Annotated in this window: 18 protein-coding genes; 14 read left to right on the top strand and 4 right to left on the bottom strand. The window is 61.3% G+C overall.

The genetic code is table 11. The features are described 5' to 3' along the window. Positions 1-98: 98 nt before the first annotated feature. Positions 99-1,010, bottom strand: coding sequence for a DMT family transporter (locus PG898_RS08820; RefSeq protein WP_270823762.1), 912 nt, complete (start codon positions 1,008-1,010; stop codon positions 99-101). A gap of 299 nt (positions 1,011-1,309) precedes the next feature. Between PG898_RS08820 and PG898_RS08815 the strand changes: the two genes are divergently transcribed. Both PG898_RS08815 and yfcE read left to right on the top strand, forming a co-directional pair. After that, positions 1,310-2,947 (top strand): peptide ABC transporter substrate-binding protein, encoded by a 1,638-nt coding sequence (locus PG898_RS08815; protein WP_041207011.1) that lies wholly within the window; start codon positions 1,310-1,312, stop codon positions 2,945-2,947. A 10-nt stretch (positions 2,948-2,957) separates the two neighbouring features. Beyond that, entirely contained in the window at positions 2,958-3,512 is a 555-nt protein-coding gene (gene yfcE / locus PG898_RS08810; RefSeq protein ID WP_005329754.1) for a phosphodiesterase, read from the top strand. Between the two features lie 33 nt (positions 3,513-3,545). Here the strand turns inward: yfcE and PG898_RS08805 are convergent, their stop codons facing one another. The 3 genes from PG898_RS08805 to flgA form a co-directional block, all read right to left on the bottom strand. Further along, positions 3,546-3,962, bottom strand: coding sequence for a flagella synthesis protein FlgN (locus tag PG898_RS08805; RefSeq protein WP_005329757.1), 417 nt, complete (start codon positions 3,960-3,962; stop codon positions 3,546-3,548). Then, the gene (gene flgM / locus PG898_RS08800) at positions 3,959-4,279 is read right to left on the bottom strand and encodes a flagellar biosynthesis anti-sigma factor FlgM (protein ID WP_005329758.1); all 321 of its coding nucleotides are present in this window, start codon (positions 4,277-4,279) and stop codon (positions 3,959-3,961) included. Before flgM ends, PG898_RS08805 begins: the two co-directional genes overlap by 4 nt. A gap of 94 nt (positions 4,280-4,373) precedes the next feature. Beyond that, positions 4,374-4,979 carry a flagellar basal body P-ring formation chaperone FlgA gene (gene flgA / locus PG898_RS08795; protein WP_041207010.1) on the bottom strand — a complete coding sequence of 202 codons (606 nt, stop codon included), beginning with the start codon at positions 4,977-4,979 and terminating at the stop codon, positions 4,374-4,376. Between the two features lie 236 nt (positions 4,980-5,215). Between flgA and PG898_RS08790 the strand changes: the two genes are divergently transcribed. The 12 genes from PG898_RS08790 (at position 5,216) to PG898_RS08735 (ending at position 16,792) form a co-directional block, all read left to right on the top strand. Then, positions 5,216-6,127, top strand: a complete 912-nt coding sequence (locus PG898_RS08790) for a chemotaxis protein CheV (RefSeq protein WP_270823764.1) — start codon at positions 5,216-5,218, stop codon at positions 6,125-6,127. A gap of 17 nt (positions 6,128-6,144) precedes the next feature. Continuing rightward, entirely contained in the window at positions 6,145-6,969 is an 825-nt protein-coding gene (locus PG898_RS08785; RefSeq protein WP_005329773.1) for a CheR family methyltransferase, read from the top strand. Positions 6,970-7,031: 62 nt separating this feature from the next. Next, positions 7,032-7,430, top strand: a complete 399-nt coding sequence (flgB, locus tag PG898_RS08780; protein ID WP_005329774.1) for a flagellar basal body rod protein FlgB — start codon at positions 7,032-7,034, stop codon at positions 7,428-7,430. Next, positions 7,430-7,849 (top strand): flagellar basal body rod protein FlgC, encoded by a 420-nt coding sequence (gene flgC / locus PG898_RS08775; RefSeq protein WP_005329775.1) that lies wholly within the window; start codon positions 7,430-7,432, stop codon positions 7,847-7,849. Before flgB ends, flgC begins: the two co-directional genes overlap by 1 nt. Before the next feature lie 105 nt (positions 7,850-7,954). Continuing rightward, positions 7,955-8,692, top strand: a complete 738-nt coding sequence (locus PG898_RS08770) for a flagellar hook assembly protein FlgD (protein ID WP_005329776.1) — start codon at positions 7,955-7,957, stop codon at positions 8,690-8,692. 10 nt (positions 8,693-8,702) lie between these two features. Then, positions 8,703-10,079, top strand: coding sequence for a flagellar hook protein FlgE (flgE, locus tag PG898_RS08765; RefSeq protein WP_005329777.1), 1,377 nt, complete (start codon positions 8,703-8,705; stop codon positions 10,077-10,079). A gap of 146 nt (positions 10,080-10,225) precedes the next feature. After that, entirely contained in the window at positions 10,226-10,972 is a 747-nt protein-coding gene (gene flgF / locus PG898_RS08760; RefSeq protein ID WP_005329778.1) for a flagellar basal-body rod protein FlgF, read from the top strand. Between the two features lie 14 nt (positions 10,973-10,986). Then, positions 10,987-11,775 (top strand): flagellar basal-body rod protein FlgG, encoded by a 789-nt coding sequence (flgG, locus tag PG898_RS08755; RefSeq protein WP_005329779.1) that lies wholly within the window; start codon positions 10,987-10,989, stop codon positions 11,773-11,775. A gap of 26 nt (positions 11,776-11,801) precedes the next feature. After that, positions 11,802-12,473, top strand: coding sequence for a flagellar basal body L-ring protein FlgH (gene flgH / locus PG898_RS08750; RefSeq protein ID WP_041206052.1), 672 nt, complete (start codon positions 11,802-11,804; stop codon positions 12,471-12,473). A gap of 61 nt (positions 12,474-12,534) precedes the next feature. Next, complete coding sequence (locus PG898_RS08745) at positions 12,535-13,632, top strand: flagellar basal body P-ring protein FlgI (RefSeq protein ID WP_041206051.1); 1,098 nt, start codon at positions 12,535-12,537, stop codon at positions 13,630-13,632. A gap of 46 nt (positions 13,633-13,678) precedes the next feature. Further along, entirely contained in the window at positions 13,679-14,791 is a 1,113-nt protein-coding gene (flgJ, locus tag PG898_RS08740; protein WP_005329786.1) for a flagellar assembly peptidoglycan hydrolase FlgJ, read from the top strand. 3 nt (positions 14,792-14,794) lie between these two features. Then, a complete protein-coding gene (locus PG898_RS08735) occupies positions 14,795-16,792 on the top strand; it encodes a FlgK family flagellar hook-associated protein (RefSeq protein ID WP_270823767.1) in 1,998 nt (665 codons plus the stop codon). Position 16,793 lies beyond the last annotated feature (1 nt).

Below are 16,793 nucleotides of genomic sequence, written 5' to 3'. Positions count from 1 at the left end.
AATTTTGTAGGTTTGAATAGCGAAGCCTGTTCGGACGATCCTGAGGATTGGGCGTAGGTTGGCGCGAAGCTAAGCTAAGCCCAACATCAACCCCCGACTTACCCCGCTCCCAACACCATGGCCGTGCCCAGGGTGGCCAGCAGGGCACCGGCCCAGGCGGGCAGGGCAGGGCGCATCCCTGAGTGCCACCACAGCAGGGGCAGCAGTATGACCGGGGTAGTGGAGGAGAGGATGGCCACCATGCCCACGTCCCCCTGGCGCAGGGCAACCAGGATGAGCGTCATTCCGAGCGCCATCGCCAGGAAACCGTTGATGCCTATCATGCCGAGCACCTGGCGGTTGATGGGGTTGTGCGGCATGGCGAGCGGCACCCGCAGCACCCGCAGGGCACAGTGCGCCAGCAGGGCGCTCCCCATGCGGATGCCGGAGGCGCTCACCGCGTCCACATTGCCAGCCATCATCACCGGTTTGGCGATGATGGCCCCCAGGCTCTGACACAGGGCCGCGGTCAGGCCGAGTGCGATGCCGACGGCGAGGTGGCCGCGCACCTGCTCCCACTCGTTGTGCTGTTGGGCCTGCTGCGGGTTGCCACGGCGGCCGAACAGGATGGCAAGCATGACCCCGGCCAGCACCAGCAAGGCCCCCACCAGACGCCAGCCACCGAGTTGTTCGCCGAACAGCCAGAGCCCGAGCAGGGCGGAGAAGAGCGCATGGCAGGAGAACAGCAAGCCACTGCGCCTGGGGCCAAGCCGGTTCATGCTGGCGAACAGGGCGGTGTCACCGACGAAGATGCCGATGAGCCCCGACAGGGCCAGCAGTGGCAGGGCGCTCTCGGTGAGGGTCTGCCAGCCCCCTGTGACCAGGCTGGCGCTGGCCAGCATCAGGCTGACCAGAAACATCCGCCAGCGGCTGTAGGCAAAGGCCCCCAGATGGCGCGCCGGCTTGACGGAAATCAGGGCTGCGACTGCCCATAAACTGGCGGCAGCCAGCGCCAGCCACTCATACCCCATAAAGACCCCTGAAACGGTAAAAATCAGCCGGGCTGATGCCAGTATCGAGCGCCATGTCAGCCTGACAGGCCTTCATGCGAGGCGAGTCGAGGAGCCCTCAGGCTGTCTTGTGCACCCGTGGCTGATAGTTGGGAAAAAAAACCTGAAAAAATAGCCCGAAAGACTCCATCTGCCGGGCAGGCCCGATACAATACGGGGCGTCTTCGGGGATAACAAGCGCGGCATCATGCATTCGTTTCCAGGCGCGCCGCCGGCCTTCCCCCTTCTTGAAATAAAGTGAATTGAACGAGGTTGATGTCATGCTTTACCGTTTCGCCGCCCGGCCAGCCCGTCGCTGGCTCTCTTCCTTGTTGCTCGGACTGATGCTGGCGCCGCCGTTGCAGGCGACCACAGTGGTGCAGCAGCCTGCACTGTCAGACAGGCAGACCCTGGTCAAGGGTAACGGCGCCGAACCCGAGTCCCTCGACCCTGCCCAGATCCGCTCCGGTTTCCCGGGGGAGGTGGTGCTGGTGGACTTGTTCGAGGGGTTGGTGAGCGAGGATGGGCAGGGCAGGATAGTGCCGGCTCAGGCTCTGCGCTGGGAGACCAGTGAGGATGGTCTGGTGTGGCGCTTTTTCCTGCGCCCGCAGCTCAAGTGGTCCAATGGCGAGCCGCTCACCGCCCGGGATTTTGTCTACGCCTGGCGGCGTCTGCTGAGCCCGGAGCAAGCCTCGCCCTCCGCCGGCCTCTTGCTCGCGACCGGCATCAACAACGCCCAGTCCATCTATGCCGGTGCACTCGATCTCGATGCCCTGGGGGTGGAGGCCGAGAGCGACCAGATCCTCAAGGTGATCCTGGAGCGGCCCGTGCCCTACTTCCTGCAACTCATCAGCCAGCGCCCCTTCGTGCCGGTCAACGAGCGGGCCATCGTCCAGTTTGGCAAGCAGTGGACCCAGCCTGGCAAGATGGTGAGCAACGGTCCCTACAGGTTGGTGAACTGGGTGCCGAACGAGCGGATCGAAGCCGAGCGCAACGTCCAGTACTGGGATGATGCCCATACCCGGATCCAGCGGGTGACCTATCTGCCCCTCGCTTCCCAGCATGCGGAGCGGCTGCGCTACGAGGCGGGGGAGATCCAGCTCACCAACAGGGTGGCGCTGGAATACTACCAGAAGACCATGGCGGAGACCCCGGAGCGGATCTGGGGCCTGCCGCTGCTGGGTACCTACCTCTATACCTTCAACCTGCGCCGCCCCGAATTGCAGGATGTGCGGGTGCGACAGGCGCTCTCCATGGCCGTCGATCGCCGCCTGTTGACCGAGAAGGTGAGTGGTCAGGGGGAGCGGCCAGCCTGGTCGCTGCTGCCCGGCATGCCGGACTATCAAGAGCTGGGGTCGGCGCTGGCCCTGGAGGATATGCCGACCCGTCTGGCCAGGGCCGCCGCCTTGCTGACGGAGGCGGGCTACAACAGTGCCCACCCGCTCAAGTTGACGCTGACCTACAACACCTCGGAGAACCACAAGAAGCTGGCCCTGGCGGTCGCGGCCATGTGGAAGCCGCTGGGAGTGGAGATCACCCTCAACAACATGGAGTGGAATGCCTATCAGGTGGCCAAGGACAGCGGTGATTTCATGCTGGCCCGCTCATTCTTGTTTGGTGATTACGTGGAGCCCTCGTCCATGCTGGGCAGTTTCCGCTGTCAGGATCCCCAGAACGAGAGTGGCTATTGCAATCCGGCCTTCGACGGCCTGTTGCAACAGGCCGCGGACACGCTGGATGGCAGCGCACGAACCGGACTCTACCGCAAGGCCGAGCAACTGCTGATGGAAGAGATGCCCGTCATCCCCGTCTATCACTACAACCAGATGAGGTTGGTGGACCCCGCCCTGCGCGGCCTGCCGAGCAGCAACCTGAAGGGGGCCATCGCCACCAAGGATCTCTACTTCAGCCAGCCATGAGGAGTGCGCGATGAAGATAGCCATCATTTCCGATCTGCACGGCAGCCTGCCTGCCCTGGAGCAGGTGCTGGCACAGCTTGCCCTCTGGCAGCCGGATCACTATCTGTTGCTGGGGGATCTGCTCAACCACGGCCCGCGCAATCCGGTGCCGGCGGGGTATGAGCCTGCCGCCGTGGCGGCGCGGCTCAACCTGCTGGCCCCCCGGATCATGGCGGTACGGGGCAACTGCGATTCGGAGGTGGATCAGATGCTGCTGCACTTCCCCATCACGGCCCCCTATAACCAGTTGCTGGTGGACGGGCGGCGCTGGTTCGTCAGCCACGGTCATCTCTATGATCCCGAGGCGGTGCCCTTGCCGGCGGGCAGCCTCTTCATCAGCGGCCATACCCACCTGCCCATATTGCGACGAGACGCGCGGCAAGAAGGGGAACTGGTGCTGGTGAACCCGGGATCCATCTGTTTTCCGAGGGGAGAATGGGCAGCCAGCTATGGCCGATATGAGGATGGCGTCATGAGCATTCACGCCTGCCGCGACGGGACGACACTGATGGAACTGGTGCTCTGACGGCAGGGCATCAAGAGCAGGGAGGAGAGAGAATTAGGCCTTGATCCCCAGGGAGCGGGTGCCCGAGCGGGTATTGCCCTTGGCGTCATAGGTCAGGGAGTTGCTGTCACGCAGCTTGCTGAGGAAGCTCGCCAGCCGACGATTGGAGATGATGCTGAGTTCGAGCAGCCGACCGTTGAGGTTGTTCTGCTCCTGACAAGCTTCCAGCTTGGCTTGCAGGGCCTGCAACTGGGTCGGGAAGGCACCGAGTTGTTGCTGCAGATCGGGCAGCTCGGCCAATGTCTTGTCCAGGGTCTCGATGGCCTCAAGCAGTTGCTGCTTGCGCTCGGCCAGCGCCGGCAAGGCCAGAGCCCGGTGTGCCTTGAGCAGGTCAAACTCCTCTGCCAGCAAACCTTGCATCTGGGAGAGGTTGTCGTCTTGGGCGTGCAGCAGCGAAGGCAGTTCCATCATCCCAGCCGTTTGTCCAGGTCTGCTTCGAAGCTGAACATCTTCCTGGCCACGGCTTCGCTGTTGACCTTGTATTCCCCACTGGCCACGGCCTTCTTCAGGCTTTCGACGCGGCTCTCATTACCGGTGGAGGCGGTGTTGAGGGTCTTCTGCATCTGTTGCAATTGCTGCGCCTCACTGGTCAAGGAGACAGAGTCGGTCTTGACGGTCGCCGCGCGATTGCTCTCGGCAGAGGTCGCGGACTTGGCGGCTACACCTTGACTGGTCCCGTTGTTTTGCAACCGGCTGTTTGCCAAGTTGTTGATATTGTTGATAGCCATACGGTTTACCTTCGTCTGCTTTGCTGTTCGCTTACCCGGTTATCGGTGACGGCGGTCAGAACTTTAGAAAAAAATTGCTGCATTAATAAAGCAGTCAGAATGTGACTACCACGGAGCCAACGGCACTGACCTGGCCTTGCACCGCTCTGCCCGAACGAATGTTGACGAGCCTGATCATGTCTCCGAAGCTGCCATCTTGCAAGGCGCGGGCCATGGTTTTGATCTGCATGCTGCTGTTTTCCGCACTCAGGGTGACCTGGTCCCCCTTGCAGACCACGCAGACCTGGGTGAGCCGAATTGGCTGGCCCGGCTTGAGTTCACGCTTGCTGCGCACCCCGATGAGGGCGCTCGGGTCGGTGAGATAGTCACCACGGATCAGGGTCTGATCCTGATAGGCCAGGGTCAGCATGGACTCGCTCAGTATGTCCCCCTTGGCCACGGGAGCCGCGACGGTGACATAGGGCTTCTGAATGCTGACCCGCACCGGAAGATAGAGATCCCAGGGTTTGTCTCCCTCGCACTTGAGGTAGACGGTGGTGTTGCGGCGGATCTCCATCTTGGCCGGGAGGGAGATAGTCAGCCCCTCTTCGCAGTGGTGCAGGGGGAGGCGTTCATCTATGGTGCCGGCTTTCACCTCGGCCTGGGCATCGAGAGGAACATCCAGCTGGTCGAGAACGAACGCCTGTGCCTGCTCCTGCAGATAGTCGGTGACCTCGGATGCCATGGCGTGAGAGAGGCTGCAAAACGGCAGTAAGATGAGGAAAAGTCTATTAATCATTTTTGCTTACCGGTCGATAAGTTGTTCACGTACACCATCGCAGTTAACTATGCTTGCTGCAGATTTCGGTTGTCGAGACATCGATAGTCTGATGCAAGCCAATGTGCATGCACACACAACATGCACGATCAGTGCCAAGCGTTTTTTAGGGAGTGTTTATGGCGAGTATTCTGGACTCGGTCAACCAACGGACCCAGCTGGTGGGACAAAACCGGTTGGAGCTGCTGCTGTTTCGTCTCAACGGACGTCAAAGATTTGGCATCAACGTATTCAAGGTACGTGAGGTGCTGCAGTGCCCTCCCTTGACCGTCATGCCCAAGCTCAACTCCTGCATTCGCGGCGTGGCGCACATTCGCGGCCAGACCATCTCGGTGATCGATCTCAGCATGGCGATGGGCAAGCGCCCCATCCAGGACATCTCCAAGTGCTTCATCATCATCTCCGAGTACAACAGATCCGTTCAGGGATTTCTGGTCAATTCGGTCGAGCGCATCATCAACATGAACTGGGAGTCCATCCTGCCCCCTCCCAAGGGAGCCGGTCGCATCAACTACATGACGGCAGTGACCGAGGTGGATGGCGAGCTGGTGGAGATCCTGGATGTGGAGCGTATTCTCAACGAGATCTCGCCGGTCTCCACCGAGGTGAGTGCCGAGCTGGTGGAAGCCAGCGTGGAGCGCAATCCCCACGGCCGTCCTGTGCTGGTAGCCGACGACTCCTCGGTGGCACGCAAGCAGGTACAGCGAGCGCTGGAAGCCATCGGGGTGCAATGCGTGCTGGCCAAGGATGGACGGGAGGCCCTCAACATGCTGCTGGAGATGGCCAAGCAGGGCCCCATCCTCGATCAGATTGCCCTGGTCATCTCCGACATCGAGATGCCGGAGATGGATGGCTACACCTTCACCGCCGAGATCCGCAACAATCCCAACCTCAAGGATTTGCATGTTATCCTGCACACATCCCTCAGTGGGGTGTTCAATCAGGCCATGGTGCAGAAAGTTGGTGCGAACAACTTCATTGCCAAATTCCAGCCTGATGAATTGGCCAAGGCCGTACAAGGCGCTCTCTAATAAAGAAGAACAACTGCATGAAGACACTTTCGGACGACTTATACAGGCAATTCAGCAATTTTCTGGCGCAGCAGAGCGGCATAGTGCTGGGTGACAACAAACAGTATCTGGTCAAGAGCCGTCTGTCGCCCTTGATGACTCAGTTTGGTATCGAGAGTCTGTCTGAACTGGTGACCCGGGCGATGAACGTGCGTGAACGGGAGCTCAAGATGGCTGTGGTCGATGCCATGACCACCAATGAAACCCTGTGGTTTCGCGATACCTACCCGTTCCAGCTGCTGAGCGACAAGATTTTCCCCGAGCTCGGCAAGAGTGGTCGTCCCATCAAGATCTGGTCTGCGGCTTCCTCCTCCGGGCAGGAGCCTTACTCCATCGCCATGACGGCGCTGGAGCAGCAGGTCAAACGCCCCGGCACCTTGCCGGGCGGGGTGCAGATAGTGGGGACCGATATCTCCAGCACCATGCTCAACCAGTGCAAGGAAGGGGTGTATGACAGCCTGGCACTGGCCCGCGGCCTGTCTCCCGAGCGCAAGCGGCTGTTTTTTGAGCCCTGCGGCGACAACAAGATGCGGGTATCGGAGCGTGTCAGAAAATTGACCAGCTTCCGGCCCCTGAACCTGCTGGAGAGCTACAGCCTGCTCGGCAAGTTTGACATCATCTTCTGCCGCAACGTGCTTATCTACTTTGCGCCAGAGGTGAAGTCCAAGATCCTCAACCAGTTTGCCAGCAGCCTCAATCCTGGCGGCTATCTGATGCTGGGGGCCTCGGAGTCCCTGGCGGGCCTCACCGACAAGTTCGAGATGATCCGCTGCAACCCCGGCATCGTCTACAAGGTCAAATAACTCCCCCCTCGTCCCTCTTTGGCACACCTCTTGCTAAACATTCGTGAAGCAGGAGGTGCGCTATGGCAATTTCATTCGACAAGGCATTCGGTGTTCACCAGTACACGCTGAGCGTTCGTGCCAAGCGTGCGGAGGTGTTATCGAGCAACATCGCCAACGCGGACACGCCGGGCTTCAAGGCCCGTGACATCAACTTCTCCCAAGCGTTGCAGGATGCCCAGAGCCAGCAAGGGTTCGGGCTGTCCACCACCAGCGAGAAGCATTTCGCCTTGCAGATGGATGCCCCCGGGTCGACCCAGTATCGCAACCCCCTGCAACCGGATACCGGTGACGGCAATACCGTGGATGTGCAACAGGAGCGCAGCGAGTTCCTGCGCAACAGCCTCGAGTACCAGGCCTCCCTCGAATTCATGAATGGCAAGATAAGCGGCCTGCTCAAGGCGTTGAAAGGAGATCAGTAATGAGTTTGTTCAAGGTCTTTGACATTGCAGGCTCTGCCATGAGCGCGCAGTCCGTCCGCCTCAACACGGTGGCCAGCAACATGGCCAACGCCGACAGCGTCAGCTCCAGCGTGGAAAAAACTTACCATGCCAGGCGGCCAGTCTTTGCCGCCCAGCTGGATCAGGCCATGTCCGACAAGCAGGCCTCGGTAGGGGTGGATGTGAAGGGCATCGTCGAGAGCGATGCGCCCCTGCTCAAGGAGTACAACCCGAACCACCCCATGGCGGACAAGGATGGCTTCATCTTCAAGCCCAACGTCAACATGGTGGAGGAGATGGCGGACATGATCGCCGCCTCCCGCAGTTACCAGACCAACGTCCAGGTTGCTGATGCGGCAAAGAAAATGCTGCAGCAGACGCTTGGCCTCGGCAAGTCCTGATAGAGGTGAACCCAGATGACTGAGACTTGTGACGGCCTGCATGACTGCGGCCATGAGGTCGACCCGTACGGCGTGCCGCAAACCCGGACAGAGGGGGAATCATAAGTGGCAGATACCTATGACAGCCTGCTTGGCGTCAACCGGACGACGGCCGCCCAGACCAATACGACCAACACCACGACCCAGAAGAAGGAGCTGGATCAGGAGTCCTTCCTGAAGCTGCTGACCATGCAGCTCTCCTATCAGGATCCGTTCAAGCCGGTGGACAACGCCCAGATGCTGTCCCAGATGACATCCATGTCGACCTCTCAGGGGATCAGCAGCCTCTCCACCCAGATGGAGAGCCTCAACAGCCTGATGACCTCCAGCCAGGCGCTGCAGGCGTCGGCCCTGGTGGGCCAGAACGTGCTCATCCCCTCCAACACGGGGTATGTGGAGAAGGGCGGCACTCTCTCCGGCGTCATCGCCACCGGTGACGGTGGCAGCAACGTCAAGGTGACGGTGAAGGACGAGAGCGGCCAGGTGATCAAGGAGTTCTCCCTCGAAGGGGACCATAAGGGAAACGTGGCCTTCGAGTGGGATGGCCTGGACAAATCGGGCAATGCCGCCAAGAGCGGCAAGTATTCGATAGAAGCGCACGCCACCGTGGATGGCAAGTCCGAGAGCGTGCCGGCGCTGACCTATGCCAAGGTGGAGAGTGTCACCCTGGGCACCAGCACCAACCCCAGTACCCTCAAGCTCAAGGGACTGGGTGGCATCTATCTGACCGATGTATTGGAAATTGGCGGGACGTCCGGCAAGTCGGCCACGACCCCGGCTTCGACCTCTAACGCAGTGATCTAAGGAGAAAGACATGTCATTCAACAATGCCCTCAGCGGCATCAATGCGGCTCAGAAAGACCTGAACGTCACCGCGAACAACATTGCCAACGTCAATACCACCGGCTTCAAGGAGTCCCGCGCCGAGTTCGCCGATGTCTACGCCAACTCCATCTTCGTCAATGCCAAGACCCAGGTCGGCAACGGGGTGGCGACGGGGGCGGTGGCGCAGCAGTTCCACCAGGGGGCGCTGCAATTTACCAACAATGCGCTGGATCTCGCCATTCAGGGCAACGGCTTCTTCGTGACCTCCGATGGCCTGACCAACCTGGATCGCAGCTACACCCGCTCCGGCGCCTTCAAACTCAACGAAAGCAGCTACATGGTCAGCAACTCCGGCGGCTACCTGCAGGGATACGAGATCAATGCCGATGGCACCCCCAAGGCGGTGAGCATCAATGCCACCAAGCCCATCCAGATCCCGGACAAGGCCGGCGAGCCGGTACAGACCACGACGGTCGAGGCTGGCTTCAACCTGCCTTCCAGCACGAAAACGCTGATGGATGTCAATGCCTCCCAATTCGATCCCAAGGATTCGAGTACCTACGCCTCCTCCACCTCGGTGGTGGTCTACGACTCCCTTGGGGAGCCGCACACCATCACCCAGTACTTTGTCAAGGAGGCGGATCCCGCCGATCTGACCAAGCCAGTCGTACCGACCGCCTGGCGCATGTATATGTATGAGGGGGACAAGCCCATCGACGTGGCGGGTGGTGTGGACACCACCATGGCCACCGGCGTCAGCCAGGCGCCCAAGAGTGCGCGTATGACCTTCGATGCCTCCGGCAAGATGGTCACACCGACCGATCCTGCGGTGATCAAGACGGTTGTATTAGGTTCACCTGCTGCGGGCACACCGGGCACTGGGGAACCCGGTGCCGGCATCATAAGCAACGGCGCCGATGGGACTCAGCAGTTTGAATTAAAACTCGGTACAGTGACCCAGTACGCCTCGCCGTTTGAAGTCAGCAAATTGACCCAGGATGGCTCCACTGTCGGCCGGCTGACCAAAGTGGAGATCACCGCGGACGGCATAGTCTCCGCCACTTACAGCAACGCCACCACCGTCAAGGTGGCCATGGTGGCCATGGCCAAGTTCGCCAACTCCCAGGGGCTGACCCAGGTGGGGGACACCTCCTGGCGCCAGTCCCTGCTCTCCGGTGATGCCCTGCCAGGCACCCCGAACTCCGGCACCTTCGGTTCCATCAAGTCGTCGGCGCTGGAGCAGTCCAACGTGGACCTGACTACAGAGCTGGTGGACCTCATCACCGCCCAGCGCAACTTCCAGGCCAACTCCCGTTCGCTGGAAGTGAACAGCTCGCTGCAGCAGAACATACTGCAGATCCGCTAAGGTTTTTCGCGGTGACAAGGGGCGCTCATGCGCCCCTTGTCGTTTCCGATGCGGCGTTTTTTCCTCCTCTGCTTCGCCCTTCCCATATCTCTTGGCACTCAATTTGCAGTTGTCCTGCGAGAGTCATCTGTTTGACGGAGGATCCCATGGATCACCTGCTTTATATCGCCATGTCCGGGGCCAAGGAGAACATGAACAGCCTGGCTGTGCGTGGCAACAACCTGGCCAATGCCAACACCATCGGCTTCAAGTCTGATTTCGAGCAGGCGCGCAGCATGCAGGCGTTTGGCGAAGGACTGCCCACGCGGGTGTTTGCCATGACGGAGCGACCGGGTCAGAACCTGCAGCACGGCCTGCTGCAGACCACGGGCCGGGATCTTGACGTCGCCGTTGACGGTTCGGGCTGGATTGCGGTGCAGGATCCCAACGGTGCCGAGGCCTATACCCGTATGGGCAACCTGCAGCTCAATGCCACCGGCAATCTGCAGACCTCGACCGGGCTCAATGTGGTGGATGACGCCGGTCAGCCCATCGTGCTGCCATTGCCCATGGAGAAGATCGAGATCAACCGGGATGGCACCATCAGCGGCCGTCCCGAGGGCGCCGCCGCCAACCTGCCGGAGGATTTCCAGCGCATCAAGCTGGTCAATCCGCCGAGCGATGCGGTGGAGAAGGGCCAGGATGGCCTGTTTCGTCGCAAGGATGGCCAGGCGGAGGCCGCGTCTGCCGACGTGGGTCTGATCGCCGGTTCCCTCGAGGGGAGCAACGTCAACGTGGTCGACGAGATGACCAACCTTATTCGCTTGCAACGTCAGTTTGAAACTCAGGTCAAGATCATGAAGACCGCCGAGGAGAACGACGAGGCACAAACCCAGCTGCTGCGTATCAGCTAATCAAGGAGTACCCCATGAATCCTGCACTCTGGATCAGCAAGACCGGCCTCGATGCCCAGCAGACCAACATATCGGTCACCTCGAACAACCTGGCGAACGCCAGCACCGTGGGCTACAAGAAGGCTCGCGCCATCTTTGAGGATCTGCTCTATCAAAACGTCAACCAGCCCGGTGGCCGCTCCTCGGCAGACACCGAACTGCCCTCCGGTCTGATGCTGGGGGCGGGGGCCAAGGTGGTTGCCACCCAGAAAAACCACAGTCAGGGCAACGTCCAGACCACGGACAACTCCCTGGATCTGATGATAAGCGGCCGTGGTTACTTCGAAATCCAGCTGCCGGACGGCAGCGCGGCCTACACCCGCAACGGCCAGTTCACCCTCAATGACGAGGGCACCATCGTCACCCCGGGCAACGGCTACCCGCTGCAGCCGGAGATCCAGATCCCCGAGAATGCCCAGAGCGTGACGGTGGGGGAGGATGGTCAGGTGTCGGTACAGCTCAAGGGGGATGGTCAATCCCAGGTGGTGGGCCAGATCAACACCACCGACTTCGTCAACCCCACCGGCCTGCAACCCATGGGGGAGAACCTCTTCGTCGAGACCCAGTCCAGCGGCGCCCCCATCCAGGGGACGGCCGGTGCGGACGGGCTCGGAGTCATCAAGCAGGGGATGTTGGAGACTTCCAACGTCAACGTGACCGAAGAGCTGGTAAACCTGATCCAGGCCCAGCGGGTCTATGAGATGAACTCCAAGGTCATCTCGGCAGTTGACTCGATGATGTCCTTCCTGACCCAGCGCACCTAATCCAGCCACCTAAGCGGAGACGCATGATGAAAGCCATCTGGATGCTGGGCCTGCTGATGTTGGCAGGCTGCAGCAGCACCCCCAATACCGCCAGGCCCGACGACCCCGAGTTCGCCCCCGTGTATGGCGAGTCGGAGCCGGTGTCGGTGCGCCCGACCGGGGCCATCTTCCAGCCCGAGCAGGTCAACGGCATCTACTCGGACATCAAGGCCCATCGGGTGGGCGACATCATCACCATCGAGCTGGCGGAGTCGACCTCGGCGTCGAAGAAGGCCAACACCCAGAGCGGCAAGGACAACAAGATGGAGCTGGAACCCGTCACCCTGGGCGGGGTGCCGGTGACGGCGAGCCCCTATGATCTGTCCGCCTCCATCGGCCAGAGCAGTGCGTTCAAGGGTCAGGCCAAGGCGGATCAGAGCAACAGTCTGCAGGGCAACATCTCGGTCAGCGTGGTCAAGGTATTGCCGAACGGCAACCTGCTGGTCCGTGGCGAGAAGTGGATCATGCTCAACAACGGCAACGAATATATCCGCATCACCGGACTGGTGCGCCCGGAGGACGTGAGCTCGGAGAACAGCGTCTCGTCCCAGCGGGTCGCCAACGCGCGCATCCATTACGGTGGCACCGGCGATCTGGCCAACACCCAGGAACAGGGGTGGCTGACCAGCTTCTTCAACGGCCCCTGGTGGCCCATTTAATACTCGGACCCCGGGTCGCCAACGAAGACCCGGGGCCAGGATGGTTTAGTCAGGAGATGTCATGAACCGACTCCGTTTGCTCGGCCTGCTGTGCTGTATCTTGCCGTTCGGGCTGGCGCACGCCTCCCGCATCAAGGATCTCAGCTCGGTAGAAGGGGTGCGCAGCAACCAGTTGATCGGCTACGGTCTGGTGGTGGGCCTGCCCGGCACGGGTGAGAAGAACAACGCCTTCACCGAGCAGACCTTCAGGACCATGCTCAACAACTTCGGCATCAAGGTGCCGGACAACATCAAGCCCAAGATCAAGGACGTGGCGCCGGTCGCCATCCACGCCGATCTGCCCCCCTTCTCCAAGCCGGGTCAGACCATAGACGTCACCGTCTCCGCCATCGGCGAGGCGAAGAGCCTGCGCGGCGGCACCCTGCTCCAGACCTTCCTCAAGGGGCTGGACGGCCGCGTCTATGCGGTGGCCCAGGGCAGCCTGGTGGTCGGTGGTCTCGGGGCCGAGGGGGCGGATGGCTCCAAGGTGGTGGTCAATACCCCGACCGTGGGGCGCATCGCCAACGGGGCGACCGTGGAGCGTGAGGTGCCGAACTCCTTCGCCCAGGGGGATACCATCACCTTCAACCTGAACCGGCCAGATTTTACCACTGCCCGGCGGGTAGCCGACGTGGTCAACGATCTGGTGGGCCCGAACACGGCCCAGGCGCTGGACGCGACCTCGATCAAGGTGTTCGCGCCGCGGGATCCGAGTCAGCGAGTCTCTTACCTCGCCACCATCGAAAATCTGGAAGTGGATCCGGCCACCGAGTCCGCCAAGATCATCGTCAACTCGCGCACCGGCACCATCGTCATTGGCAGCGAGGTCAAGTTGCGGCCAGCCGCCATCAGCCATGGGGGACTGACGGTCACCATCGCCGAGAACCAGCAGGTCTCCCAGCCCAATCCGCTGGCCGGCGGGCAGACGGCCGTCACCAACAACTCCACCATCAACGTGCAGCAGGAGCCGGGACGTATGTTCAAGCTCGACACCGGCGCGACCCTGGACGATCTGGTGCGGGCGGTGAATCAGGTGGGGGTCGCCCCCGGCGATCTGATGGCGATCCTGGAGGCCCTGCAGCAGGCGGGTGCGATCCAGGGTCAACTGGTCATTTTGTAATTTCTTGAGCGGCAAGCGGTTGCCACGGGCGGCAAAGAGGTAGGTTATGGCAGAGTTCGACACCCAGAGCGGTATCAATCTTGGCATGGTGCAGGACGTTCAGAACCTGGACAAGCTGCGCCAGATGAGCCTGAGCAAGGAAGGGAAGCAAGAGGCACTGATGGCGGCTGCCCGCCAGTTCGAGTCCATCTTCACCCAGACCCTGTTCAAGGGGATGCGCCAGGCCAACTCGGTGCTGACCGAAGACAACCCGATGAACAGCAGTTACACCCAGTTCTACGAGGGGATGCTGGATGAGCAGCGAGTCGCGGACATGTCGAGCAAGGGGGGCCTTGGCATCGCCGAGATGGTGGCCAAACAGTTCTCCCCCGAGAAGACCTTTACCCACAATGACGGCCGGGTCCTCAAGTTGCCCCAGCGCACCGAGCGGGTCTACAAACCCTATCAACCCCCCAGCGCCTCCAACGATCTGATCGCAGCCTCCAAAGTTGGCAAAGATTTTGCTGATAACGAAATGAAGAGCGAGATGAAGGGAGGGGTGAATGGGGCCGAGCCTCCGTTGACTCTGCCCAGACGCCCCCATCGCACCGTGCCACCCATGGGCAGCAGCCCGCGGGCATCGGCCCTGGACGGGAGCGCCAAGGTGTTTGACAGTCCGGAAGAGTTCGTCGAGCGCCTGATGCCGCTGGCCAAGAAGGCGGCGGACAAGCTGGGGCTGAGCCCGGCGGTACTGGTGGCCCAGGCCGCCCTTGAGAGTGGCTGGGGCAAGCGGGTGATCAAGGACGGGGAGGGGCAGATGAGCCACAACTTGTTCGGCATCAAGGCGGATCCGCGCTGGGAAGGACCCAGGGCCGTGGTTAGCACCCTGGAGTACGAGCAAGGAGTGGCGTCGCGGCAGAAGGCGGCGTTTCGCTCCTACGAATCGTTTGAAGAGAGCTTCAACGACTATGTGGACTTCCTGACCTCGGGGACCCGCTACAAGGGCGCGCTGGCCAAAGTGGACAGCCCGGATCGCTACTTCGAGGCGCTGCAGCAGGCCGGTTATGCCACCGATCCCCAGTACGCCAGCAAACTGAAACAGGTATTGCGCAGTGATGCCATCGCCGGCTACTCGTCATCCGGCAACACTGCGACCAGGAACACAGAGATGGAGCTGTAAGCTATGGCAAGCGATCTGCTTGGAATCGGGACTTCGGGTGTGTTGGCCCAGCAGCGGCTGCTGCAGACCACCAGCAACAACATAGTGAACGTCAACAGCCAGGGCTATGTACGTGAACGCACCCTGATCTACACCAATTCCGTCGGATTGGGCACGGGCGACATGGTGAGCGAGCGGGTCATCAACGCCTACGCCCAGGCTGAGGTGCGCCGGGATACGTCCGCTTATAACGCCGCCAACACCCGCTACGATCAACTGTTCCAGCTCGACAGCCTGCTCGGTGATGCCAGCAACAGTGTGGGGTCCACCATCACCTCCTACTTCAAGGCTTTCCACACCGCCAACGAGTCACCGTCCGAGATCGGAGGGCGCCAGACGACCCTGAGTGAACTGAGCGGTATGGTGGACAGATTCCACACCCTCTCCGCCCAGCTCGACAAGCAGTCCGATACCATTAACGCCACCATAGGGGACGAGACGGACAGGGTGAACAGCCTGCTGAACAGCATCAACGATCTGAACCAGTCCATCGTCCGCACCCAGGGCTCCCCTGAAGAGAACCTGATGCTGTTCGATCAGCGTGATGAGGCCATTCGCCAGCTCTCCGAGAAGATGGAGATCCGCACCGTGACCCAGCCCAACGGCAGCATGCTGGTCAACATGAGCACAGGGCACTCCCTGGTGCTCGATGGCGGCGTGGCCCAGTTCAAGGTGGTGCCGGGGGACCCGGATTCCCGTGAGCCTTCCCTGCAGCTGACCCTGGGCAAGAACCAGGCCAGCATCAACGACCAGGATATTGGCGGTGCCATCGGTGGCCTCTTCACCGCGCGTCGGGATCTGGAGCCCGCCAAGCGGGAGCTGGGGCAGATGGCCGTCGCCTTGGGGGATGCCATGAACCAGCAGAACCGGTTGGGGATGGATCTCGACAACGAGCTTGGGGGGGATCTCTTCACCCTCAAAGGAAGCCAGGGGTTGCCCTACGCCAGCAACCAGGGCAACGGGGCGGCCAGCGTCAACTTCGTTCCCGGCAAGGGGAGCGAGGTCACCACCTTCGACTACGAGGTGCGGTTCAACAGCGCCACCGGTTACGAGGTGTTCGCCATCGACGGCAGCGGGCAGCGTACCTCGCTCGCCACGGGGACCACGCCGCCAGCCACCTTCGAAGTGACGGGCCACGGCATCGAAATCGATCTCTCCGGCACACCGGCGGCAGGTGACAAGATCTTGTTGCAACCCACCCGGAATGCGGCTGCCAACCTGGAGCAGGCGATCACCCGTCCTGAAGATATCGCGCTGGCTTCCCCCCTGAAGGCGGACAAGGGATCCCAGAACCTGGGCTCGGGCGAGATAGCGCTGGGCGGTGTCTACAACACCGGCACGGGCTCGGGTTTTGGCACCAACACTTTGGACCCGAGTGCCCCCCAGGTCATCAAGATCGACGGCAGCGGCAACTACGAGGTCTATGACAAGAACAACAACCTGCTGGGTGTCGCCCCCGCCTCCAGCAAGGGACAGAACCTGATGGCCGCCCTCGAGAGCCCCCTGGGGGGGCCCAAGGTCTACGCCGATCCGACCCAGAGCCCGGGCTATGAGTTCAGCATCACCGGCAAGGTGGAGGCCAGCGACAGCTTCACGCTCAGCTACAACAAGGACGGCTTTGCGGACAACGCCAACGGCCTGGCGCTGGCGGAGCTGCAGAACAAGGAGCTGGTGCGCAAGAACAACAACGCCGCCACCAGCAACGACAAGATGACCTTCAACGATGCCTACTCGGGTCTGGTGAGCGGCATTGGCAACAAGACCAGCCAGGCCAAGACCCTGCTGCAGGCCAACGAGGCGAAGCTGACCCAGAGTACCGCCATCTTCGAGAGTGTCTCCGGCGTCAATCTGGAGGAGGAGGCGGCCAACCTCATCCGCTTCCAGCAGTCCTATGCGGCCTCGGCCCAGATAGTGAACACCGCCAAGACCATCTTCGACACCCTGCTCTCCTCCGTGAGGTAAG

This window comes from Aeromonas sp. QDB31 (genome assembly GCF_027707605.1).
Lineage (GTDB): Bacteria > Pseudomonadota > Gammaproteobacteria > Enterobacterales > Aeromonadaceae > Aeromonas > Aeromonas media.
Note: the sequence above shows the minus strand (reverse complement) of the source record. Positions and strands in the feature narration are given on the sequence as shown.